The organism is Streptomyces sp. MMS24-W38 (genome assembly GCF_059889265.1).
Genome location: NZ_JCBCPP010000001.1, coordinates 2,871,647 through 2,893,398, shown reverse-complemented (window position 1 = coordinate 2,893,398; position 21,752 = coordinate 2,871,647). Strand labels below are relative to the sequence as shown.

The following is a 21,752-nucleotide window of genomic DNA, read 5'->3' as shown; positions in this document are numbered from 1 at the left end:
GGCGCGTGCCGCGCACCGCCTCAAACAAGCAGTTTCACTCGTTCAGCTGGGGATATAAAGATTCCCTTATGTCGGCCCGGGTTCTATGCTCGGATGCGAAGCATGAACTGGGAGATCAACCTCCATCCCTCGGTGGAGTCGTGGCCGCTCAAGCTGACGGAGGAGGATCCGGTGTCAGCGGACCTTGTCGAGGCGGCAATCGACGTGCTCGCGGACAACGGGCCCGCGCTGGAGCGCCCGCTCGTCGACCGGCTTTTCGGCTGCCGTGTCCACAACCTCAAAGAGCTGCGGCCGGGCAGTTCGGGAAGTACCGAGGTCCGGGTCCTGTTCGTGCTCGATCCCGAACGGGAGGCGATCCTCCTCGTAGCAGGAGACCAATCCGGCCGCCGGCAGGATTGGTACCGCGAATCGATCCCTCTTGCCGAGGCCCGCTATGACGAGTACTTGGCCGCCGCGGACAAGGCAGAAAGGGACGGGAAGGCCTGATGAGCCGGTACAGCAGCTGGATGGATGCCAAGCGCCGGATCCGGGAGAACCAGCCCGAAGTGTCCGACGTTGAACGGGAGGCTCGCAAGCAGGCCGCACGTACGGCGACCGAGGCCTACGTGGTGGGTCACCACCTGCGTGAGATCCGCGAGGAGCAAGGGCTGACGCAGGCACAGGTGGCCGCGTCGGTGGGAATCTCCCAGGCCAGGGTCTCCCAGATCGAGCGGGGAGAGATCCACAACCTGGAGTCCATGCGTGCGTACGCGGAGGCACTCGGGGCCAGGATCACGGTGACGATCGAGTACCGCAGCCGAGCGGCGGATGTGGCCTGACCGGGACGCCGGCCGCTGGTGCGGGGCGACCGTGAAGGTGTGACGCAGGTCGCTTTTCCGAGTGGTCGGCTTCGGGCTGGGCATGAGCCCTCCTGCAGGGGCGCCCGGAAATCTCACGATGCGGTATCGACGAGGCGTTTTTCGGGTGCTCGATAGAATGAGCCGACCACGGTGTGCACACATGTGCGCAAAACGTGGGACAACGACGGACTGAGCGAGGAGCGCACGTGGGCCTTGTCGTGCAGAAGTACGGAGGCTCCTCCGTAGGCGATGCCGAAGGCATCAAGCGCGTCGCAAAGAGGGTCGTGGAAGCCAAGCAGAACGGCCACCAGGTGGTCGTCGTGGTTTCCGCGATGGGCGACACGACGGACGAGTTGATCGATCTCGCCGAGCAGGTTTCCCCGATGCCTGCCGGGCGCGAGCTCGACATGCTGCTGACCGCGGGAGAGCGGATCTCCATGGCCCTGCTGGCCATGGCGATCAAAAACCTGGGCCACAACGCCCAGAGCTTCACCGGCAGCCAGGCGGGTGTCATCACCGACTCGGTCCACAACAAAGCCCGCATCATCGACGTCACACCCGGCCGGATCCGTGCCTCGGTGGACGAGGGCAACATCGCCATCGTCGCCGGTTTCCAGGGCGTCAGCCAGCAGGGCAAGAACATCACCACACTCGGCCGCGGCGGCTCCGACACCACCGCGGTGGCCCTGGCGGCCGCCCTCGACGCCGAGGTGTGCGAGATCTACACCGACGTCGACGGCGTGTTCACCGCCGACCCGCGCGTGGTGCCGAAGGCCCGGAAGATCGACTGGATCTCGACCGGCGACATGCTCGAACTGGCGGCCTCCGGGTCGAAGGTGCTGCTCCACCGCTGTGTGGAGTACGCCCGCCGGTACAACATCCCGATCCACGTCCGCTCGTCCTTCAGTGGACTGCCGGGCACGTGGGTCAGCAGCGAGCCGATTCAGCGAGGGGACAAGAAGGTGGAGCAGGCGCTCATCTCCGGTGTCGCGCACGACACCTCCGAGGCCAAGGTCACGGTCGTCGGTGTGCCGGACAAGCCGGGCGAGGCGGCCTTGATCTTCCGTACGATCGCCGACGCCGAGATCAACATCGACATGGTCGTGCAGAACGTGTCGGCGGCCTCCACGGGCCTGACGGACATCTCGTTCACGCTGCCGAAGACCGAGGGCCGCAAGGCCATCGACGCCCTGGAGAAGAACAAGGGCGCCATCGGCTTCGAGTCCCTGCGCTACGACGACCAGATCGGCAAGATCTCGCTGGTCGGCGCCGGCATGAAGACCAACCCCGGGGTCACCGCCGACTTCTTCACCGCCCTGTCCGACGCGGGCGTGAACATCGAGCTGATCTCGACCTCCGAGATCCGTATCTCGGTCGTCACCCGCAAGGACGACGTGGACGGTGCCGTCCGCGCCGTGCACACCGCCTTCGGGCTGGACTCCGACAGCGACGAGGCCGTCGTCTACGGGGGCACCGGCCGCTGATGGGGCGGTCCGGACGGCCGGCACTCGCGGTCGTGGGAGCGACCGGGGCCGTCGGCACGGTCATGCTCCAGATCCTGTCCCAGCGGGCGGACATCTGGGGCGAGATCCGACTGATCGCCTCCCCGCGCTCGGCCGGCCGCAAACTGGCCGTGCGCGGTGAGCAGGTCGAGGTCGTGGCGCTCACCGAGGAGGCCTTCGACGGGATCGACGTCGCGCTGTTCGACGTCCCCGACGAGGTCGCCGAGCGGTGGGCGCCCGTCGCCGTCGCACGGGGTGCGGTGGTGGTCGACAACTCCGGCGCCTTCCGGATGGACCCTCAGGTGCCGCTCGTCGTCCCCGAGGTCAACTCGCACGCCGCGCGGATGCGCCCGCGCGGGATCGTCGCCAACCCGAACTGCACCACCCTGTCGATGATCGTCGCGGTGGGCGCGCTGCACGCCGAGTTCGGGCTGCGCGAGCTGGTCGTCTCCTCGTACCAGGCGGTCAGCGGCGCCGGACACGAGGGCGTGCGCACCCTGCGGGAGCAACTGTCCCTGGTCGCGGGTACGGAACTGGGGACCGGCCCCGGTGACGTACGGCGGGCGGTGGGGGACAACACGGGCCCCTTCGCGGAGCCGGTCGCGCTGAACGTCGTGCCGTGGGCCGGGTCGCTGCGCGAGGACGGCTGGTCCTCGGAGGAGATGAAGATCCGCGACGAGTCCCGCAAGATCCTCGGCCTGGCGCGGCTCCCGGTCGCCGTGACCTGCGTACGGGTGCCGGTGATCACCACGCACTCGCTCACCGTGCACGCCCGCTTCGAGGACGAGGTCACCGTCGACGCGGCCCGCGAGATCCTCGCCACGGCACCCGGCGTCGTGCTGTACGACAACCCCGCCGCGGGCGAGTTCCCCACGCCCGCCGACGTCGTCGGCACCGATCCGACGTGGGTGGGACGGGTACGGCGGGCGCTTGACGACCCGACGGCGCTCGAACTCTTCGTCTGCGGTGACAACTTGCGCAAGGGCGCCGCGCTCAACAGCGCGCAGACAGCCGAACTGGTGGTGGCCGAGGCGTAAATAACCCTTGGTCACGGAGATGGGTTTGTAGGATCTTCGTGTGCCATGCGATCCGGCCAGGACGGCTCAGATCCCTTGATCCTGTCCGGTCGGCAGTCGAAGATTTAATTTCCCGCCCCACGCAACCGAGCGTGGGGCGGGAAGCGTCTTTGCGGTCACCCCTGTTGTTGGGCGCGTGGGGACGCGGTGGTCTTTCCGGACGTGGGGACGTCCGGAATCGGACGTGGGGACGTCCGTTCATATGAGACATAGGGGAAGAGCAGACGCATGAGGGTATTCGGTGTGCTGTCGAGGATGCTGTCCGGCACGGACGGCGGCCGGCCGGCGCCGGGCGCGGAAAACGTGACGCGCGGCACGTACAACCCTCATGGGGAGAAGCGTGTCCAACTGGCGTGGCTGAGGTACTCGACTTCGCAATGCCGCGTGGCACGGCTCTACGCCCGCTCCGCCCGGCTCTCCGACCCCGCAAGGCCGGTGCGTCCGGTGGCATGCCGGTGATCGCGCCGATGCCGACAGCGCGGCCCGCCCGCATACCGAGTCAGCGTGACGGCGGTGCCGACGACATCGTGGCGGCCGGCACGACCGTCGACCATCTCACCGAGACCTACCGCGCGCACTACCGCTCGCTGCTGGGTCTCGCGGCGCTGCTCCTCGACGACACCGCCTCCTGCGAGGACGTCGTCCAGGAGGCGTTCATCCGCGTCCACTCCGCCCGTAAACGCGTCCGGGACCCGGAGAAGACCCTGGCGTATCTGCGTCAGACGGTCGTCAACCTCTCCCGTTCCGCGCTGCGCCGCCGCATCCTCGGCCTGAAGCTGCTCTCCAAGCCCATGCCCGACATGGCGAGCGCGGAGGAAGGCGCCTACGACCAGCTGGAGCGCGACTCCCTCATCAAGGCGATGAAAGGGCTGCAGCGCCGCCAGCGCGAGGTGCTGGTGCTGCGGTACTTCGCGGACATGACCGAGGCGCAGGTGGCGGCGACGCTCGGCATCTCGCTGGGCTCGGTGAAGGCGTACGGCTCGCGCGGGATCGCGGCGCTGCGAGTGGCCATGGAGGCGCCGGTATGAGCGGCGACAGGGATATGAGCGGCGAGGAGCGCGGGCCGGAGGAGGATGGGCCCGAGAAGCGCGCGGCTGGGGAGCACGTGGTCGAGGAGAGTGCGGCCGAGGCTGAGGAACGTGAGCCCGACGAACGTGTGTCCGGGGCCGACGGCCCGGGTCCGTCCGACGGTGACGGCCTGCGCGTACTGCGTGGGTTGGTGTCCCCGACCGGGCAGCAGTCGAAGCAATCGCACGCTGGGAACGGAACTGTGAACGACGGCCTGGACGACCAGGGGCCCGACCAGGGCGCGGAGCGGCTCGACCCCGATGAGCAGACCGGCCCGGACCGGCTGACGGACTCGGACCAGCCGGACCAGCCGGTCGAGTCGGACCGACCGGCAGAGTCGGACCAGTCGGTCGAGCCCGCCGAGTCGGACCGGCTGACGGACTCGGACCAGCCGGTCGAGCTCGCAGAGTCGGACCAGTCGGCAGAGTCGGACCAGTCGGTCGAGTCGGTCGAGCTGGCCGAGCTGGACGAGCTGGACGTACGGAGCCTGCTGCACCGCTCGGTGGGCGAGATGGAGCCGCGCGAGGGCTCGCTGGAATACCTGCAGCGCGCTGTCCCCGCTCGCCGGGCGCGCAAGCGGCAGATCCTCGTCGGCGCGGCGGCCGCGGCCCTCTTCCTCGGCACGGCCGTCCCGGCCCTCGTGCACGTCTCGAACGTCGCTGGTTCGGACGCCAACCCGTTCGCCATCGGCCACGCCTCGGAGACGGAGGGCAGCACCGGCGAGGGCAAGAAGACCGGCGGCGGCGAGACCACCGCGGGCGGTGCCTCGGACCGGGTCGAGGAGACCGACAAGGACGGCAAGGGCAAGAAGGGCAAGAAGGGCAAGGAGAAGACCTCGGTGCCCGGCTCGAGCACGGGCGAGCCCGAGAAGGCGGGCCCCTCGTCGAGCGCGGCGGCCGGGGTGACCGCCTGCACGGCCGCGCAGCTCGGACCGGCCGTCGCGAGCAGCGTCGCCCCCGACTCGACCGGCGCGGTCTACGGCTCCTTCCGGGTCGGCAACGTGTCCACGGCGAGCTGTACCGTCGGCGGGCCCGGAAGCGTGAGCGTGACTCCGCTGGGTGCGGCCGACCCCGCCGAGGTGGGCTCGGCCAGGCATGTGGCGGGGGACGCGGCGGCCGGCCTGCCCAACCCGTCCCTGGAGTCCGCGCCGCTGGTGCTCAAGCCGGGTGAGACGTACGACGTGAAGTTCGCCTGGGTGCCTTCCGAGACCTGTCCCACGGACGGCGGAACCGGAGGCGGAACCGGAGGCGAGACGGGGGGCGAGACGGGGGGCGGCACCGAGGAGCCCGCACCCGACCCGAGCCCCTCGCAGGAAGACCCCACGACCAACAGCGACACGTTCACGGGCGACGACATCGGAACGGCGGTCCAGCTCCTCAAGGCGGACGGCCCGGCCGAGGGAAGTGTGACCGTGACGTACACCGCGGCGACGGGGGGCACGGCGACCGTCACCGTGGCCAACGCCTGCGCGGGCACCGTCTACTGGACGGGACTGCTGCCGACGCTGACGAGCTGACGCCGACGAGCCGATGCCGACGGGCCGACCGGGACGGAGGTCCCGGTCCCGGTCCCGGTCACACCCCGGACGGGCTGGACCGCTTTCCGTCCGGTTCCGGCTCGCGCTCCTGCCCCTCCTCCGGGTCCAGGCCCAGTTCCGCGTCCCGGACGAGCTCCACCTCGCGGCGCAGCAGGCGGAACCACATGAAGACGACGAAGCCCACGAAGGCGAACCACTCGGCGGTGTAGCCGAGGTTCTGGAACGCCTTGAGGTCCAGCCCGGTACCGCCCGGCGCGACCGCGGGCACCGCCCGCATCCCCGAGTCGCCCTCGTTGAGGGTGATCCACGCTTCGTACACGTCGTGGGGGACCAGGTTCACCAACGACGCCGCGCTGATCGCGGCGGTCTGCCCCTCCGGCAGGCCGCTGCGGCTGCTGACGCCGTGGCTGCCGGGGGTCTCGGACGCCTGGAGCGCCCCGGTGACGGTGACCTCGCCGTCCGGCGGCGCGGGCGCCCCGGCCGGGTCGGGCTCGCCGGGCAGCCAGCCGCGGACGACGGGCAGCACCTTGCCGTTGTCGGTGTGCAGCAGGGTCAGGACGTAGTGGCCGGGTTCGCCGTCGAGGTCCCGGTCGGGCACGAGGAGCTGTTCCTCGTAGCGGCCGCTCGTGGTGGCCTGCTTGCCGGAGGTCGCCTTGGTCACCGGCAGGAGTGTGTCCAGCGGCCGGGCCTCCTCCTGCTGGGCGGAGGCGGCCTGTTCCTCGGCGCCGCGGTGGTTGTCGACGCGGTCCTCGAAGCGGCTCAGCTGCCAGGAACCCATGAAGATGCAGAAGGGGATGGCGAGCAGCACGAAGACGTTGATCCCCCACCATCGGGGCGTCAGCAGAAACCGGTACACGCTCCCACGGTACGGGGCCGCGAGGAAAGACCGGTTCGCGGGGCGCTCCTCGCGGCCCCCGTGGCCCCGTGGTCACTGGGGTGGGAGAGGCCAGGGTGACCCGTGGTGGTAGCGGTGGTGTCGGCCCCGGCGGGAGATCCGGTGCGGGTTGTCCACAGGCTGGGGACCTCGGCGGCGCGACACCCTCCGGGGCGGGCAGTATGGGGCCATGACTGAGAGCAACGAGTCCGGCGCACCGGCGCGGCGGACGGACCGGACCGAGCGAGTACGACAGGGCGAGCAGATGCCCGACTGGGAGAAGCGCTTCCGGGCGCCCCGGGTCTCCCTGCCCGACTGGGCGGAGGACGCCCCTGACCGTTCCCTGTTCGTGTCGAACGCGACGGGGACGTACGAGCTGTACGCCTGGGACCGGTCGACGGGTGAGCAGCGTCAGGTGACGGACCGGCCCAACGGCACCACGGACGGCGTGCTCTCGCCGGACGGCGAGTGGATCTGGTGGTTCGACGACAAGGACGGCGACGAGTTCGGCGTCTGGCGTCGGCAGCGGTTCGCGGGCGGCGCCGACGAACTCGCCGCCGAGGGTCTGAACGCCTCGTACCCGGCCGGCCTCGCCCTCGCCCGGGACGGGCGTACGGCGGTCGTGGGCCGTTCCACGGACGAGGACGGCACGACGATCCACCTCGTGCGCACCGGCGAGCAGCCCGTGGAGATCTACCGGCACCGCGAGTCGGCGGGCGTCGGCGACCTCTCCCACGACGGCTCGCTCATCGCCGTCGAGCACACGGAGCACGGCGACGCGATGCACTCCGCGCTGCGTGTGCTGCGCCCCGACGGCGCGCCGGTCGCCGAGCTGGACGACACCAGGGGCGGCACCGAGGAGCTGGGCCTGGAGGTGCTGGGCTTCGCCCCGCTCGACGGTGACACGCGTCTGCTCATCGGTCACCAGCGGCGCGGCCGCTGGGAGCCCCTGGTGTGGGACGTGGCGACGGGCGAGGAGACGGACCTCGCCCTGGAGCTGCCGGGTGACGTGAGCGCCGAGTGGTTCCCGGACGGCACGGGCCTGCTGATCGCGCACAGCTTCGAGGCCCGCAGCGAACTGTTCCGCTACGACCTGGCGGGCCCCGAGCTGCTGGAGATCGACACCCCGCCCGGCACGGTCTCGGGCGCGACGGCCCGCCCGGACGGCAGCGTGGAGTACCTGTGGTCGTCGTCGGCGGAGCCGTCGGCGGTCCGCTCCACGGCCGGCGGGGTCGTCCTGGACCCGCCGGGCATGAAGTCGCCCGGTTCGGTGCCGGTGGAGGACGTGTGGGTGGAGGGCCCCGGCGGCCGGATCCACGCCCTGGTCCAGAAGCCCGCGGGCGCGAGCGGCCCGCTGCCCACGGTCTTCGACATCCACGGCGGTCCCACCTGGCACGACAGCGACTCCTTCGCCGCGGGCCCGGCCGCCTGGGTCGACCACGGCTACGCGGTGGTCCGTGTCAACTACCGCGGTTCCACGGGGTACGGCCGCGCCTGGACCGACGCGCTGAAGCACCGGGTCGGTCTGATCGAGCTGGAGGACATCGCCGCGGTCCGCGAGTGGGCGATCAGCTCAGGCCTCGCGGACCCGGACCGCCTCGTCCTCACCGGCGGTTCCTGGGGCGGCTACCTCACCCTCCTGGGCCTGGGCACCCAGCCCGACGCGTGGACCCTGGGCATCGCGGTGGTCCCGGTCGCCGACTACGTCACGGCGTACCACGACGAGATGGAGGCGCTGAAGGCCATGGACCGTACGCTCCTCGGCGGCACCCCCGAGGAGGTTCCCGAGCGGTTCGAGGCGTCCTCCCCGATCACCTACGTCGACCGGGTGAAGGCACCGGTCTACATCTCGGCCGGGGTGAACGACCCGCGCTGTCCGATCCGCCAGATCGAGAACTACGTCCACCGCCTCCGGTCCCGCGACGCCCTCCACGAGGTCTACCGCTACGACGCGGGCCACGGCTCCCTGGTGGTCGACGAGCGGATCAAGCAGGTACGCCTGGAGCTGGACTTCGCGGAACGGTACCTGGGGAAGCAGGGCTGAGCAGGTAGGGAGAGGACTGGGGCGGCTGAGGGGGGAGGCGCTTCCCGGGCTGCGGCCCGGGGAGCACCGGCCGCCCCCGGTCACGTCACGCCCCGGTCCGCTCCCTTCCCCTGCGCCGGAGCAGTTCCGCCAGCCCCCGCCGGGTGGCGCCCAGCACGACCCGGTCCCCGCTGCGCAGGACGTACGTGTCGGGCAGGTCCCAGATCAGCCCCGACGGTCCCGCCTCCGCCGGTCCGACGCCGCCGTTCGCGCCCCTGTCCCTGTTTCCGAGGGTTCCGAGGGTTCCGAGGGTTCCGAGGGCTCTGGGGGTTCCGAAAGTTCTGGGGGTGCCGGGGTTTCCGGGTCCGTTTCCGTCGCGGCTTCCGTCCCCGCCCGTGCCCGGCGCGCGTACCGCCGTGGCCGCCGTGTCCAGGGCCAGCACCCGCCACGCCCCGGCCCGGAACGCCTCACCGACCGTCTTGCCCTCCAGCTGCGGATGCCCGCCCACGGTCAGTGCCGCGAACACCAGCACCCGCCGCTCGACCGGTATCGCCCCCAGGATCTGCCGGCCCATCATCGCCCCCGCGAACGCGGGCGCGGCCAGGTGGGAGACGCTGCGGCTCCGGGTCAGCGCGTCGGGGTGCGCGGCCCGCAGGGTGCGGTACACGGCCGTCGCGAAATCGTCGTCGTACAGCCGCAGGACGACCCGCAGATCGGACCGCACGGACCGCGCGTACAGCACGGCCTCCAGATTCGTGGTGTCGGCGCTGGTCAGTGCGAGCAGCGCGTCGGCCCGCTGGATCTTCGCGGCCTCCAGCACGCCCTCCTGCGTGACGTCCCCGAGGACCACCGGCACGCCCAGCCGCCGCGCCGTGGCCATGCCCCGTGCCTCCGGGTCGGCCTCGACGCACACCACGGGGATGTGCAACTCGTGCAGTCGGGTCAGCACCCGGGTGCCGATCTTGCCGAGCCCCAGCAGCACCAGATGCCCGCTCAGCCCGCGCGGCGGCTTCCGCAGCGCCGAGGCGGTGCGGAACGTCCCCAGCGCCTCCAGCACCGCCGCCACCATCACCGGAAGCATCAGCAACCCGACTATCCCCGACAGCAGTTGCAGGATCTGCTCGCTCCTGGACGCGTTGTGCGCGGGATCGTTGATCGAGAAGAGGTCGAGCAGGGTGACGTAGGTGGCGTGCAGCGGATTGTCCTTCGTGACCAGGGTCAGGGTCACCGTCAGCGCCACCACGGCCGCCGCCAGCCCCGCCAGCGACCACCGCAGCCGCCGCGAGAACAGGGAGGCGAGGGGCGGCACCTGGGCCCGCACCACCGGCAACGGCGGTCCGGAGTACGACACCTGCTCCAGCACCACCGTGCCGCGTCCGGTCGCCGCCGCGACGGCGTCCGCGTCGGGCAGCATCTGCGGCCCCTGGTCGCCGCTGTCCTCCGAACCCTCCGCCCCGCCCGGGTCGTGGCTCGTCGCGGACAGCAACGCCAGGGTGCACAGCCCGGGATCAGCCACCTCGCCGGGGCCCGGCGGGCGCCGTTCCACCGCGCGCAGCATCAGCCCGTCGGTGTCGACGATCTTGCTGGTGCCGACGAGCGCGGTGGCGACCAGGGCGGGCGCGGCCGTGTCGGCGTCGGACAGCACGGTGGTGGACGTGTCGACGACGGGGTCCCCGCGCCCGTGCGGGTCGCCACCGGCCAACCCGGCCGCCTGGTCAAGCAGTTCCTCTATGTGCCGGCCCAGGCGGCGGTTGTAGAGGCGCAGCACGAGGCGCAGCCGGGGGTTGATCCGGCGGGCGGTGAGGGCGGCGCGGATGTTGGTCTCGTCGTCGTCGTACACCAGGGCCAGTGCGGCGGCCCGCGCCACGCCCACCTCGGCGAGCACGGCGGCGGTCGGCTCGGCGGCCTCCACCAGCCGCTGGTCGGTGGCGCCGTCAAAACCGCCGTGGCCGTTGCCGCGGTTGACGGTGGCGTTCACGAACCGGTCGAGCAGGGCGGCGGAGGCCGCGCGGGCCCGCCCGACCACGGGTTCCCGCACCCGGAGTCCGGACGGCGGCACGACGAGGGTGACCTGTTCGCCGTACACACCCCGCAGTTCGGCGGCGAGCCGATGCGCGAGTCCGTCGTCCCCGCACACCACCATGTGCGCGGGGAAAACGTCCGGCGGGGTCTGATTCGGAAGGCTCACCACGAGAGGAAAGACTGCCTTATACACGCAGGCGGTTCCAGGAGCGTTCGGTGAACGGCGTTGAACAGGGCCGTACTTCGCTGCCCGTCACGGTCGGGACCGGGTCCGGGGCCACGGCCGGCCGCCTCCGCGCGGCCCGTACGGCGAGGCCTGGAACGGCTGAGGGGGCTCAGGGCCGGCCGTCGGCGGCCGTGTCCCGGGTGACGGTCTCGCCCTGGACGACGCGGGGGGCGTCCGGCTGCCGGCCCTGCTCCCGCGCCTGCTCCTCCCGCTCGTCCGCCTTGGCCGCGCGGGCCTCGGCCTTGAGGATGCGGGCGGACTTGCCGGCCGAGCGGGCCAGCTCGGGCAGCTTCTTCGCACCGAGAACGGCTATGGCGACGATGAGGATGATCGCGAGTTCGCTCAACCCGAACATGGGGGTCCGTCCTTCTCGTGAGCCGTTACCGGATGCCGCCCGTAGAATCTACAGCAATGTAGAGAATTTGACGGCGTCCACGCGTCTGTACGATGACCGCCCGGGAACGGGAAGGCGGCGGAAGGGAGACGGGCCGTGGTCGAGGGCGATCAGGGGCGCGGCCAGCGCCACCGGCGTCGGGGACAGGGCGAGTTGGAGGCACTCGTGCTGTCGGCGCTCCGGGAGGCGGACGGCCCGGCGACGGCCGGCTGGGTGCAGGCGCGTCTGGGCCAGAACCTCGCCTACACGACGGTCATCACGATCCTGACCAGGCTGCTGGCCAAGGGCGCGGTCACCCGTGAACGCGCGGGCCGTTCCTTCGCCTGGACGCCCGCCTCCGACCACGCCGGCCTCGCGGCGCACCGGATGCGCAGGGTGCTGGACGCCGAGAGCGACCGGGAGGCGGTCCTGGCCAGCTTCGTCACCGGTCTCGGCCCGGACGACGAACGGCTGCTGCGGGAACTGCTGGGTCAGCCCCGGGGCGATGGGGAAGACTGAAACCTCATGGGGGTGTTCGTCTTCCTTCCGCTCGTCCTGCCGCTGACGGCGTGGCCGATCGCCCGGCTCGCCGAACAGCATCTGCACCCGCGGACCGCGACCCGGATGCTGACCTGGGTCGCGGCGGTGATGGCGGTGTGCAGCACGGTGTGCCTGTGCTTGGTGATGGTGGTCGGCACCGCCACCCTGCCCGGCAATCCGCTGCCCGACGGCTGGTCGGACCCGGAGGTGCGGGCGGCGGTCCCCTACGACGAGGTCGTGGGCAAGGCGGCCATCCCGGCCCTGTGCGCGGTCCTGCTGGTCTGCGCGCGCACGCTGTGGCGGCACGGCCGCGCCCGCCGGGGAGCCCACCGCGCCCTGGCCGGTCTGCCGGACACGGAGGTGGCGGTCCTGCCCGACGGCACCCCGTACGCGTACGCGCTCCCGGGCGGCGGACCGAGCCGGGACCGGGTCGTGGTCACCACCGCTCTCCTCGACCGTCTGGACCCCGGCGAACGCCGTGCCCTGTTCGCCCATGAGCGCGCCCACCTGACCGCGCGCCACCACCGCTTCCTGCTGGCCGTCCGGCTGGCCGCGCACGCCAACCCGTTCCTGCGCCCGCTGCGCACGGCGGTGTCGTACGCGGCGGAACGCTGGGCGGACGAGGAGGCGGCCCGTACGGTCGGTGACCGCCGTACCGTCGCCACCGCCATCGGCAAGGCGGCGCTCGCCTCCCGGTCCGGTCCGCCCCTACCGGCGTTCGCGGCGTCCGGGGCGCCGTTCGCGGCGCCGGGACCGGTTCCCCGCCGGGTGGCCGCGCTGCTCGCCCCGGCTCCGGCGACGGGTCCCTGGCCGACGGTGTTCACCTCGGTGGGCCTGGCCGCCTGGGGAGCGGCCGCCGGCACGGCCGTGTCGGCGATGTCCTCGGCCAACGCGGCCGTCACCCTGTTCTGGATCCTCCGCACGGCGACACCACTGTGAGCGCGCCGGCCCTGGCCTTCGCGTTCTTTGACCCCCTCACGGCCGGTACGGCTGCTGGTGCTGCTGGGGCGGCTGCCCGTACGGCTGCCCGCCGCCGGGACCGCCCGCGCCCTGCGCCTGCAACTGCTCGGCCTGCTCCTGGGAGACCCTCGACTCCGCGCCGCAGAAGGTGCACTGGGTCGAGTACTTCGTCGAGACCGGGAACAGCGGCACGAAGAACAGGGTGAACTTCGTGACCCGCTTCCTGAGCGCGTGCGCGGAGGGATTCCCGCACTGGGTGCACACCAGGGTCAGTATCGCGAGCTGGTACAGGTATCCCTTGGTACCAAAGATGATCATGTGTTGCCCCTTCCATGAACGATGTTCGCCGCCGCTGTTGTCGCCGCTTCTGCTGCCACCATGTCACCGGCTGCCCCGGTGAGCGATCGGCAATGTGCCATGCCGGAAAACTGCCGGGCTCCACCCCGGCGGGCACAGCCGTGCGGTGGGCAGGATTCCGGACATGAGCGATCCCCGGGAAGTGACCTGTCGGCCCCAGTGGACGGGTTTCCGGTGGACCCTCGTCGGACTCAGCGCGGCCGGAACGGCCGCGGCCGTGCTGATGTGGGTCCTCACGGGCCCGGCCGTATGGGCGGGCATCGCCCTGCTGCCCGCCCTGGCCACGGTCACGGCACTCCACAAGGTCACCGTGCGGGTCCGCGCCGACGCCCACGGGGTGCACTCCCGCAGCCTGCTGCACCGCAGGAGCGTGCGCTGGAGCGACATCACCGATCTGCGCGTGCGCCTGAAGTACGCGAACTCTTCACGGGTCCAGGACGTCCGTCGCCTCATCGTGGTACCGCGTGGTGGGCGCACGTGGACTCTTTCCCTGCCGATGGGCTTCACCACCTCCGACCCGGAGTTCGACGAGACGCTGGAGGCGTTCCGGGCGCTGCACCGTCAGTACGGCACTCCGGAGTCGAGTCACCTCGTCGTCGTCTCGTACCGGACCACCGGGCGCGGCTTCGCCGGCTCCCTCGTCGTGAGTGTGCTGCTGCTCGCGGTCGCGGGCCTGGTCGCGTCGTTCGTCCCGAGTGCCGAGGAGAACCGACAGGCCTGGAGTTCGGCCGCACCGTGCACCGCCGACACCCCCGCCGCGGAGCGCGGAAAGGCGTGCCTGACTACGCTCCCGGCGGTGATCGAGCACAGCGAGGTGCAACGCCCCAAGAAGGCAAGCTGGTTGTACTTCACCGACGCCCGCCCGCTGGAGCGGCTGCAGGTCTCCCGGGAGACCGCGCAGGCGTTCCGCGCCGGTGACGACGTCGAACTGACCTTCTGGCACGGCAGGGTGACGGAGGTCGCCGGTGAGCGCCACGTCTGGCGCGAGCACATTCCGACCGCCGGCAGCGTGACGGTCGCCGCGGCCGTCGTCGCCCTCGTCGCGGGGTACCCGGCCGCCCGGGTGCTGCTGGTGCTGCGGAGCCGTCGGCGCCCCGACGGCGAGGTCCTTCCCACGGCCCTGCCCTTCGTGGTGGTCCTCGTCGGTACGGCCCTGTGGCTGATCCCGCTCTGCTATCTGCACCCCACCACGCTGTTCACCTCACCGCTGACGACCGGGTGGCCGGTCGCGGGCGCAGCGGCATCGCTGGCCCTCTTCGCCTGGGCATGGCGGGCCACCCGCGTCCGGGTGCCCGAGGAGGGGACGGAGACCGCCGGCCCGGACGGTGACGAGGAGGTGTTCCTCCCGGCCCGTTTCCTGGAGGCCACCGACTACAACCCGCACCAGTTCGGCACCCACATCGCCCTGGGCGGCGGCCCGCCCGCCGTCGTCCCGCACCCGGGCCGTTTCGCGGCGAAGCCGATCCCCGTGGGACGCCTCACCCTCAAGGAGGTCCGCCTCGCCCGGGGCAGTGACGGCGAGCTGGTCCCCAGCACCTGGCACGTCGCCGAACTCGACGACGCCGGCACCCCGGTCCGCCTCGCCGCGTCCCCCGAGGACCTGCCCCGGATCCTCCGCCACCTGGCCCCGGGCCGGCCCTCGCCGGGAACACCACCACAAGTGCTCGGGCAGAACTGAACCGCGTCCGCCGCAGGTCAGTGGTGGGCGTGGACCACGGCGTGGCCCTCGCCGCGGCCGATCACCCACTTGTTGACCGGCGTGGTGATCACGAACGCCACGGCGAAGCCACCGAGCAGCGCGTACCGGAACAGCCCGTCCGACAACTGCGCCTCCATCGCTCCCGGCGTCAGCGCGACGACGGCGTTGTCGACCAGTTCCATCACCGCGATGGAGACGGTGTCGGCGGCCGGCGCCACCTTGACCGCGGCCTTCAGACAGCCCGGTGCGCATCACCGCGAAGAGCGTGAGGGAGTAGCCGAAGACGAAGGCCAGGGCGATGGCGAGGACCATGGTCGGCACGTTGCCCCACAGCAGGGCGGTGCCGACGATCATGCCGAGGTCTCGCCGATGGCACACCCGGTCAGGCAGTGCAACGTCGCCCTCGCCGCCCTCGCCCAGGACGCGGCGCTCGCGTGACCGCCGTGGCCCATGACCTTCACCCCCTTCGTGTCCCACGGGGCCCAGGCCCTCCCACGGGGCGCACCGGGATCACCCTGTGAGGGTGCCAGGAGTCGTCCGGGAGCCGCATTCCGAGTTCGGCTCCCCAAAGGTCCCCACAACCACTCAGGGGCCCGACCCGCTCTCGCGGATCGGGCCCCTGACCTGGTGTTTCTCTGTCGGGGTGGCGGGATCTGAATCCACGACCTCTTCGTCCCGAACAAGGTCAGGGCGCCAGGACCACCCAGTCGGCGCCGGGTGCGGACTCGGTGCCGTCCGCGTACTGGGCGGTCACTCGGTAGAAGTGAGTGGTGCCCTTGGCAGCGCCGGTGTCCTCGTAGGAGGACCCCGTCGTGGCCGCCAGCTTCTCGTACGCCTCGGTGCGCGGGTTCCAGCCGTAGACCTGGTAGCCGGTGGCGTCGGCCACCGGGGACCAGGACAGCTCGACGCCCGCCTCTCCGGAAGTCACCGTCAGCCGGACCGGCGAACCCTCCGGCGTCGCCACGCTCGGTGTCATGTCGAGCTCGGTCGCGGTCACGATCTGGGCCTCGCCGGTCCACCGGAAGGAAGAGTTCCCGGCGTCGTCCACGGCGTCGACGATGAAGCAGGACTCCTCGCCGTCCGGGAGGGTGGTGTAGGCGTACGAGGTGGTGCCGGCCGACACGTAGTAGCCCGGGTAGAGGGAGCACATCTGCTCCTCCTCGTCCCCCAGCAGCTCGCCCCGTCGGACCACGTAGCTCGCCAGGTCGGCGGTCGGGTTGGCGTCCCAGCGCACCTCGAAGCCGTACTCGGTCGGGGTGACGGTCACCCCGGTGACGGCGGACGGCGGGGTGAGGTCCCGGCGATTGCCGCTGACGGCGACGGACCGCGCGGACTCGTTGCCCGCGGCGTCCAGAGCGGTCACCCGGTAGTGGTAGGTGGTGCCCTCGACGGCCGAGGCGTCCACGTACGAGACCTGCCCGGTACTGCCCACGCGGGTGTAGACCCCGTCCGCACCGGCCGCCCGGTACACCCGGTACGACGCCGCTCCCTGGACGGCGCTCCACCCGACCCGCAGACCCTTCGGTTCGGAGACGGTGCTCATTCCGGTCGGCACGGGCGGCGCGGTGCGGTCGACGGTGGTGACCGCCTGGTCGGCGGTGCCGGTGGACTCGTTGCCGGCCTTGTCGGCCGCGCGGACCTCGTAGTAGTACGTCTGGCCGGTGGGCGGCGGGGTGTCGGTGTACGACGTGGAGGTCGTGGTCGCCAGCGGCTTGGCGGGGTACGCGCTGCCCTTGAGGCGGCGGTAGACGCGGTAGCCGGCGAGGTCCATCTCCTTGTTCTTGGACCAGGTGACCTTGGCCTTGCCGGTCGCCGTGTCGTACATGGCGGTGGCGCCCGTCGGGGTACGCGGCTTGACCTTGTCGACGGTGGACGAAGTCCGCGGCGTGTAGCTGAACTTGACGTTGGCGGCGCCGGTCCAGTTGACGAAGTCGATGCGCAGGGTGTGCTTGCCGGACGGAATGGTGACGTTGACCGTCTTCTTCACCGTCGTCGAGACGTCCTTCCACAGGTCGACCTTGCGGACGCCGTCGAGGTAGACGCGGATGCCGTCACGTGTTTCGACCGGGAAGGAGAAGGGGCCGCCGGAGCCGAAGTCGCGGGTCACCGTCCAGCGGACACCGAAGTGGTTCGACGGCAGGCCGGAAGCCGGGGCTTTCGTGCCCCAGTTCTGGTCGATCTTGGAGTCGCAGTCGGTCTTCTTCGGCTTGCCGGAGAAGGTGGTGTTCGCGAAGAACTGCCGCTTGTAGACCGGCGAGGCGCAGGTGGTCGCGGCGGAGGCGGGCGTGGCGACGGCGGTGAGCAGGCCGCCCGCGGTGGCGAGCACGATCGCGGTCGCGGCCGCGGGGGTCGTGCGTCTGGCTGGGTTCATTCGGTCCTCTGATCGGATCAGGACGCAAAAGAGCGTTCATGACCACGACACGCGAGGTCGGGATGAGGTTGTACCGATCTTCGCGGTCCGACGACCGGGACCTCACGCCGGACGGGGTTCCTGTGTGACGACCGCGCCGGTGGTGGTGTCCGGCACCACGACGATCGGCACCACGACGATCGTCAGCACGTCGCCACCGGCCCCGGTCACCGGCGACCCCTCACCTGCCGCCAGGGCCGCACCTACCAGTACGGGGGCGGTCCTGCCTCTTGTGCCGTTGCCCGGGATGCGGGGTGGGCACCTGCTGTTGGATGGTGGAGTCATGAACCATCACCAGCCCCTGCACTCGATCGACATCGACACCCGGCTCGTCACGACCGGTGCCGTGCTCACCGCGGCCGGTGCCGTGGTGGCGTGCACCGGCATGGCCATCGCGGCCGTCGCCGTGTTCGCCGCAGGCCGGCGCATGGTCCGCGCCATGGACGTGCCTCCGGCCCAGCAGGCGGCCATGAAATGGCGGCAGGCCAAGGAGGCGTCCCGAGCGGGCATGCAGGCCTGGCAGTCCGCTTCCGGCGACCGGAACGGGTCGCTCGCCCCCTAGCCACGGCCCAGTCCATGGCTGGGCCGTGTGAGGTGAGGAAGGAGAGCTGCTGCGACCGCCGACGCCTGCAGGAGTGCTCGGAGCGGGGCTGTCCAGCACAACCCGGGGTTCGCCATCGGCGAGCTCGAACGCCACGGGTGGCACCGTCGCCGTGCTCGTCAAGGGCTGTGGGGGCCTCGTATGCCGGGGGCGTTGTCGGCGCTGAGTGCGTTCTCCCGCAGGCCCGGTTCGGTACGGAGCGTCCTGGTGAACCAGTCGCCGTAGCGGTTTCCCAGGAACGGGGCCGTGGCGCCGTGGAGGAGAACGCTCAGGCCCACGGTCACGGCGATGACGCCGTTCAGCAGCGTCGTCCCGGGCAGGTGCTCCCCGAAGGCCAGCAGGCCGAAGACCAGGGAGGCGAGCCCGCGCGGACCGAACCACCCGATGTAGGCGACGGATGCGGCCCGCAGACCGGTGCCGGCCATGGCCAGGGCGACCGGCAGCATCCGGACCACGGTCAGGCTGATCAGCGCGTAGACCACCATCCGCCATGTCAGGTGCTGAAGGACCGGCCCCAGGATGACCGCGCCGAAGACCAGGAAGCTCACCGAGGAGAGCAGGAGCCCGAGCCGCTCGCTGAACTTCGCGCTCTGCGTGGGATTCGGGCCTTCGGCGCGAGCGACACGTCCGACACGTCCTGACGGTGCGCCACGCAGTCGGCTTCCGAAGGCCAGACCGGCGGCCCAGGCGCCGATGAAACCGCTGCCTTCGGCCGCGTCACACAGTGCGTAGGTGATCACGGGAACGGCGAACGTCAGGAACTGCCGCCACGCAGGAGTGCTCCAGTCCCGAGCGACCGACCGACGCAACACGCCCGCCCCGGCCCAACCGGCGGCAAGGCCGATCGCACCGCTCAGCAGCAGCGCACGCAGGAACGTCACGACGACGCCCGGATGCCCCTCCCCCTCGCCCGCCGCCGCCAGCGCCAGCACGAAGAACGGGAGCACCAGACCGTCGTTCAGACCTGATTCGACGCCCAGGCCGCCTCGGACCAGCGCCGGGACCCGCTCGTTGGAGAAAGCCTGCTGCCCGAGCGCGGCATCCGTCGGCGCCAGGATGATGCCGACCAGTGCCAGCTCCCACACACCCAGACCGGGCAGGAGGGGCCAGGCCACCAGCCACCCCAACGCCATCGTGACGGGCAGCCCGACCACGAGCAGCCGCAACGGCAGGAACCCCTCCCTGCGCAGGTCCTCGATCCTGATCGCCGCCGCGTCCGTGAACAGCACGAGGACGAGCGCGCTCTCCAACAGCGTCCGGATGACCTCCGGATCCCGGTCCGCGTTCAGCAGGTCCAGGCCCAGAGGCCCGATCGCCAGACCGCATACGACGAACACCAGGGGGCCGGACAGCACCGTCGTCGACAGCCGCCGCGAGAGCGCCCCGTAGCCGACGACCACGCCACCGGCCACCACCACACCCCACTGGCTCATCCGTACTCCTCACCCGCCCGGGACCGGGGTGACCGCCCGGGCAACTGTGCCGGGGCGACGCACCACGTACCCGACCATGCCACCCACCGCGATCACGCAGTGACACGACTGCTCACTCTACGTGCCGATCCGGTAGGACCGGGAACCTCGGTCCTGGCACGCAGAGCCGGGAAGGGGACTTCAGACACCGGTCGCAACCTTCTTCGCCCACCGGATTGTGTGTGGCATCGGCCTGTTTCACACCGCCCGGACGGCGGGACCGGTGGATGGTGCGAGCGCTGTCTGAAGCCGGCCCTGTCCGCAGTCCCGTGAACGCGGCGTTTACGCTCTGGGCGGTGCCGTGCCGGGTGCACCGGAGCAGCGGGAGGGGCAGATGGCGGGGAGCAGTGGTGGTGTGGCGGGGCTTGATGCACGGCCCTGGTATGCCGCGAACGAAGCCCTGGCGTTCCTGTTGGAGCTTGCCGCGTTGGTCTGCCTGGGCTGGTGGGGATTCCACACGGGTCCCGCGGGTGTCTTCCGAATCCTGCTCGGCGTGGGAACACCTCTGCTGGCCGTCGTGGTCTGGGCGCTGTTCGCCGCACCCCGGGCGCGGTGGCGGCCACGGCTTCCGCTCGTCCTGGTGGTGAAGGCACTGGTGCTCGGCGGTGGCGCCGCCGCTCTGTACGAAGTGGGACACCCCGTCGCGGCAGGCGCCATGGCGGTCGTGACGATCGCCAACACCACGGTGCTCGAGACCTTCCGCGCCCTCCCCGCCGATCGCGGCGCCGAACCGGCCGAACCGGCTGCGGCGGGGTGATGGGAGCCGTTCGGGTGCCGGAGTATGAAGCCGCCTCCCGAACGGCTCCCAAAACGTCCCCCGGCACCACCCAGGGGCCCGACCCGCGATGCGGATCAGGCCCCTGACCTGGTACTTCACTGTCGGGGCGGCGGGATTTGAACCCACGGCCTCTTCGTCCCGAACGCGACCAGGGCCCTTTGTGACCTTGGCTTGGTGCCGCTGACCTGCTCGTTCGCCTCCAGTGCGGTCCACCACTGTTCGGCACCGCCCTTGTGTGACTGCACCGTTCGGCCCCCTCTTCGGGCCCCGCGCTGGTCTGAACGGCGAGCGATGAGGGGTTCCTCCCCCGCTGATGACGTACATCCCGCGTGTCCTGACGCACCGTCAGGTGATCGACGAAACTGGGAGGCCAGCCGACCCTGAGGCGACCCTGACGCGTCCCGGAACTAACCCTGCAAGCCGTGGGGATCGCTCTGCGGCAGCGAAAGGATGCGGTCATGACCTACACGGCACAATCCACTCGGCTTGATAGTGCGCGTCGTGCGCCGGAACTGAAGAACGTCAGCCGTTACCGCCATCCCCTCGCCTTCTACGTCCTTGCCACCGCCATCCCGTGGACGCTGTGGTTCACCGCCGCCTGGCTGTCGCACCAGCCCGATCCCAGCCAGGGCACTATCGCCGTCATGACCGGCCTCGGCCTGGCCGGTCTCGCCGCCCCGATCGTCGTGGCGATCTGGTTCATCCGCAGGGACGGGCTCACCCGCGACGTCCTCGCCCGCCTGGTCGCGCCACGCGGCACTCGCGCCTGGGTCTGGCTGGCGGCCGTAGGCCTGCTCCCCGGCGCCCTGCTCGTCGCTACCGCGATCACCATCCCGTTCGGCTACGACGTCTCGCAGTTCGAGCTTCGCAACGGCTTCACGTTCGCGACGGGCCTGCTGCCGGCATGGATCACGCTCGCCCTGGCCCCCGTCCTGGAGGAGGTCGCCTGGAAAACCTACGGCACGGATGCGCTCGCGTCCCGGATGAACGTCCTGTGGACGTCGTTGCTGTTCGGTGTCGTCTGGGTGCTGTGGCACGTGCCGCTCGGCTTCATCAAGGGCTACTACCAGGCGGAGGTCGTCGAGGAGGGCCTGATCCACAGCCTCAACTACGGTGTCTCGCTGATACCGTTCGTCATCCTGGTGAACTGGCTCTACTACCGCGCCGGCCGCAGCGTCCTCGTCGCGATCGTCTTTCACCTCGCCGCGAACTTCGGCAACGAGATGTTCCTTACGCACCCGGACACCAAGGTGATCCAGACCGTTCTGCTTCTGGTGCTGTCCGTCATCGTGGTGTGGCGCGATCGGGAGTTGTTCCTGACGCCTCCCGGACGCCGCGCGTGACCCTGCCCGGTGCGAGACGTCCCGGCGGTGGGCTCGGAAACCGGCAGGGCGG

General features: G+C 71.0%; 19 protein-coding genes and 1 pseudogene. 13 read left to right on the top strand and 7 right to left on the bottom strand.

What is annotated here, in order from left to right:
- Positions 1-102 precede the first annotated feature (102 nt).
- From AC6F7H_RS11885 to AC6F7H_RS11860, 6 genes are all read left to right on the top strand, one after another.
- On the top strand, positions 103-486 hold the full coding sequence (locus AC6F7H_RS11885) for a type II toxin-antitoxin system RelE/ParE family toxin (protein ID WP_500756942.1): 384 nt from the start codon (positions 103-105) through the stop codon (positions 484-486).
- Positions 486-818 (top strand): helix-turn-helix domain-containing protein, encoded by a 333-nt coding sequence (locus AC6F7H_RS11880; RefSeq protein WP_500756941.1) that lies wholly within the window; start codon positions 486-488, stop codon positions 816-818. The genes AC6F7H_RS11885 and AC6F7H_RS11880 overlap by 1 nt, the downstream gene beginning before the upstream one ends.
- Positions 819-1,045: 227 nt before the next feature.
- Positions 1,046-2,323, top strand: coding sequence for an aspartate kinase (locus tag AC6F7H_RS11875; protein ID WP_500756940.1), 1,278 nt, complete (start codon positions 1,046-1,048; stop codon positions 2,321-2,323).
- Positions 2,323-3,378 carry an aspartate-semialdehyde dehydrogenase gene (locus tag AC6F7H_RS11870; protein ID WP_500756939.1) on the top strand — a complete coding sequence of 352 codons (1,056 nt, stop codon included), beginning with the start codon at positions 2,323-2,325 and terminating at the stop codon, positions 3,376-3,378. Before AC6F7H_RS11875 ends, AC6F7H_RS11870 begins: the two co-directional genes overlap by 1 nt.
- A gap of 416 nt (positions 3,379-3,794) precedes the next feature.
- Positions 3,795-4,445 (top strand): SigE family RNA polymerase sigma factor, encoded by a 651-nt coding sequence (locus tag AC6F7H_RS11865; protein WP_500761773.1) that lies wholly within the window; start codon positions 3,795-3,797, stop codon positions 4,443-4,445.
- Positions 4,446-4,687: 242 nt separating this feature from the next.
- The gene (locus AC6F7H_RS11860) at positions 4,688-6,001 is read left to right on the top strand and encodes a hypothetical protein (RefSeq protein WP_500756938.1); all 1,314 of its coding nucleotides are present in this window, start codon (positions 4,688-4,690) and stop codon (positions 5,999-6,001) included.
- Between the two features lie 58 nt (positions 6,002-6,059).
- Here the strand turns inward: AC6F7H_RS11860 and AC6F7H_RS11855 are convergent, their stop codons facing one another.
- Positions 6,060-6,878, bottom strand: coding sequence for an SURF1 family protein (locus tag AC6F7H_RS11855; protein ID WP_500756937.1), 819 nt, complete (start codon positions 6,876-6,878; stop codon positions 6,060-6,062).
- Between the two features lie 208 nt (positions 6,879-7,086).
- Between AC6F7H_RS11855 and AC6F7H_RS11850 the strand changes: the two genes are divergently transcribed.
- Complete coding sequence (locus AC6F7H_RS11850; RefSeq protein ID WP_500756936.1) at positions 7,087-8,940, top strand: S9 family peptidase; 1,854 nt, start codon at positions 7,087-7,089, stop codon at positions 8,938-8,940.
- Between the two features lie 85 nt (positions 8,941-9,025).
- On the opposite strand, the gene AC6F7H_RS11845 is transcribed toward AC6F7H_RS11850, so the two are convergent.
- Together AC6F7H_RS11845 and AC6F7H_RS11840 are read right to left on the bottom strand one after the other, a co-directional pair.
- On the bottom strand, positions 9,026-11,062 hold the full coding sequence (locus AC6F7H_RS11845; protein ID WP_500761771.1) for a potassium channel family protein: 2,037 nt from the start codon (positions 11,060-11,062) through the stop codon (positions 9,026-9,028).
- A gap of 214 nt (positions 11,063-11,276) precedes the next feature.
- Positions 11,277-11,522 carry a twin-arginine translocase TatA/TatE family subunit gene (locus AC6F7H_RS11840; protein WP_500756935.1) on the bottom strand — a complete coding sequence of 82 codons (246 nt, stop codon included), beginning with the start codon at positions 11,520-11,522 and terminating at the stop codon, positions 11,277-11,279.
- A 135-nt stretch (positions 11,523-11,657) separates the two neighbouring features.
- Between AC6F7H_RS11840 and AC6F7H_RS11835 the strand changes: the two genes are divergently transcribed.
- Both AC6F7H_RS11835 and AC6F7H_RS11830 read left to right on the top strand, forming a co-directional pair.
- Entirely contained in the window at positions 11,658-12,059 is a 402-nt protein-coding gene (locus AC6F7H_RS11835) for a BlaI/MecI/CopY family transcriptional regulator (RefSeq protein WP_363034349.1), read from the top strand.
- A gap of 6 nt (positions 12,060-12,065) precedes the next feature.
- Entirely contained in the window at positions 12,066-13,019 is a 954-nt protein-coding gene (locus AC6F7H_RS11830; RefSeq protein ID WP_500756934.1) for a M56 family metallopeptidase, read from the top strand.
- Positions 13,020-13,055: 36 nt separating this feature from the next.
- On the opposite strand, the gene AC6F7H_RS11825 is transcribed toward AC6F7H_RS11830, so the two are convergent.
- Positions 13,056-13,358 carry a zinc-ribbon domain-containing protein gene (locus AC6F7H_RS11825; protein WP_500756933.1) on the bottom strand — a complete coding sequence of 101 codons (303 nt, stop codon included), beginning with the start codon at positions 13,356-13,358 and terminating at the stop codon, positions 13,056-13,058.
- Between the two features lie 163 nt (positions 13,359-13,521).
- Between AC6F7H_RS11825 and AC6F7H_RS11820 the strand changes: the two genes are divergently transcribed.
- The gene (locus tag AC6F7H_RS11820; RefSeq protein ID WP_500756932.1) at positions 13,522-15,075 is read left to right on the top strand and encodes a PH domain-containing protein; all 1,554 of its coding nucleotides are present in this window, start codon (positions 13,522-13,524) and stop codon (positions 15,073-15,075) included.
- Positions 15,076-15,092: 17 nt separating this feature from the next.
- On the opposite strand, the pseudogene AC6F7H_RS11815 reads toward AC6F7H_RS11820, so the two are convergent.
- A pseudogene (locus AC6F7H_RS11815) lies at positions 15,093-15,548 on the bottom strand (DUF4396 domain-containing protein).
- A gap of 233 nt (positions 15,549-15,781) precedes the next feature.
- Positions 15,782-17,467, bottom strand: coding sequence for a PA14 domain-containing protein (locus AC6F7H_RS11810; protein ID WP_500756931.1), 1,686 nt, complete (start codon positions 17,465-17,467; stop codon positions 15,782-15,784).
- A 322-nt stretch (positions 17,468-17,789) separates the two neighbouring features.
- Between AC6F7H_RS11810 and AC6F7H_RS11805 the strand changes: the two genes are divergently transcribed.
- Positions 17,790-18,068 (top strand): hypothetical protein, encoded by a 279-nt coding sequence (locus AC6F7H_RS11805; RefSeq protein ID WP_500756930.1) that lies wholly within the window; start codon positions 17,790-17,792, stop codon positions 18,066-18,068.
- 158 nt (positions 18,069-18,226) lie between these two features.
- Here the strand turns inward: AC6F7H_RS11805 and AC6F7H_RS11800 are convergent, their stop codons facing one another.
- Positions 18,227-19,540 (bottom strand): cation:proton antiporter, encoded by a 1,314-nt coding sequence (locus AC6F7H_RS11800; RefSeq protein ID WP_500756929.1) that lies wholly within the window; start codon positions 19,538-19,540, stop codon positions 18,227-18,229.
- A gap of 373 nt (positions 19,541-19,913) precedes the next feature.
- Between AC6F7H_RS11800 and AC6F7H_RS11795 the strand changes: the two genes are divergently transcribed.
- Complete coding sequence (locus AC6F7H_RS11795) at positions 19,914-20,336, top strand: YrdB family protein (RefSeq protein ID WP_500756928.1); 423 nt, start codon at positions 19,914-19,916, stop codon at positions 20,334-20,336.
- Positions 20,337-20,815: 479 nt separating this feature from the next.
- Positions 20,816-21,700 (top strand): CPBP family intramembrane glutamic endopeptidase, encoded by an 885-nt coding sequence (locus AC6F7H_RS11790; protein ID WP_500756927.1) that lies wholly within the window; start codon positions 20,816-20,818, stop codon positions 21,698-21,700.
- Positions 21,701-21,752: the final 52 nt, after the last annotated feature.

Bases quoted from the DNA above. Each gene is read 5' to 3' on its own strand.
- AC6F7H_RS11805 (WP_500756930.1), top strand. From the start codon at position 17,790: ATGAACCATCACCAGCCCCTGCACTCGATCGACATCGACACCCGGCTC.
- AC6F7H_RS11885 (WP_500756942.1), top strand. From the start codon at position 103: ATGAACTGGGAGATCAACCTCCATCCCTCGGTGGAGTCGTGGCCGCTC.
- AC6F7H_RS11830 (WP_500756934.1), top strand. From the start codon at position 12,066: ATGGGGGTGTTCGTCTTCCTTCCGCTCGTCCTGCCGCTGACGGCGTGG.
- AC6F7H_RS11825 (WP_500756933.1), bottom strand. From the start codon at position 13,358: ATGATCATCTTTGGTACCAAGGGATACCTGTACCAGCTCGCGATACTG.
- AC6F7H_RS11865 (WP_500761773.1), top strand. From the start codon at position 3,795: ATGCCGCGTGGCACGGCTCTACGCCCGCTCCGCCCGGCTCTCCGACCC.
- AC6F7H_RS11850 (WP_500756936.1), top strand. From the start codon at position 7,087: ATGACTGAGAGCAACGAGTCCGGCGCACCGGCGCGGCGGACGGACCGG.
- AC6F7H_RS11840 (WP_500756935.1), bottom strand. From the start codon at position 11,522: ATGTTCGGGTTGAGCGAACTCGCGATCATCCTCATCGTCGCCATAGCC.
- AC6F7H_RS11820 (WP_500756932.1), top strand. From the start codon at position 13,522: ATGAGCGATCCCCGGGAAGTGACCTGTCGGCCCCAGTGGACGGGTTTC.
- AC6F7H_RS11845 (WP_500761771.1), bottom strand. From the start codon at position 11,062: ATGGTGGTGTGCGGGGACGACGGACTCGCGCATCGGCTCGCCGCCGAA.
- AC6F7H_RS11800 (WP_500756929.1), bottom strand. From the start codon at position 19,540: ATGAGCCAGTGGGGTGTGGTGGTGGCCGGTGGCGTGGTCGTCGGCTAC.
- AC6F7H_RS11870 (WP_500756939.1), top strand. From the start codon at position 2,323: ATGGGGCGGTCCGGACGGCCGGCACTCGCGGTCGTGGGAGCGACCGGG.
- AC6F7H_RS11790 (WP_500756927.1), top strand. From the start codon at position 20,816: ATGACCTACACGGCACAATCCACTCGGCTTGATAGTGCGCGTCGTGCG.
- AC6F7H_RS11880 (WP_500756941.1), top strand. From the start codon at position 486: ATGAGCCGGTACAGCAGCTGGATGGATGCCAAGCGCCGGATCCGGGAG.
- AC6F7H_RS11810 (WP_500756931.1), bottom strand. From the start codon at position 17,467: ATGAACCCAGCCAGACGCACGACCCCCGCGGCCGCGACCGCGATCGTG.
- AC6F7H_RS11795 (WP_500756928.1), top strand. From the start codon at position 19,914: ATGGCGGGGAGCAGTGGTGGTGTGGCGGGGCTTGATGCACGGCCCTGG.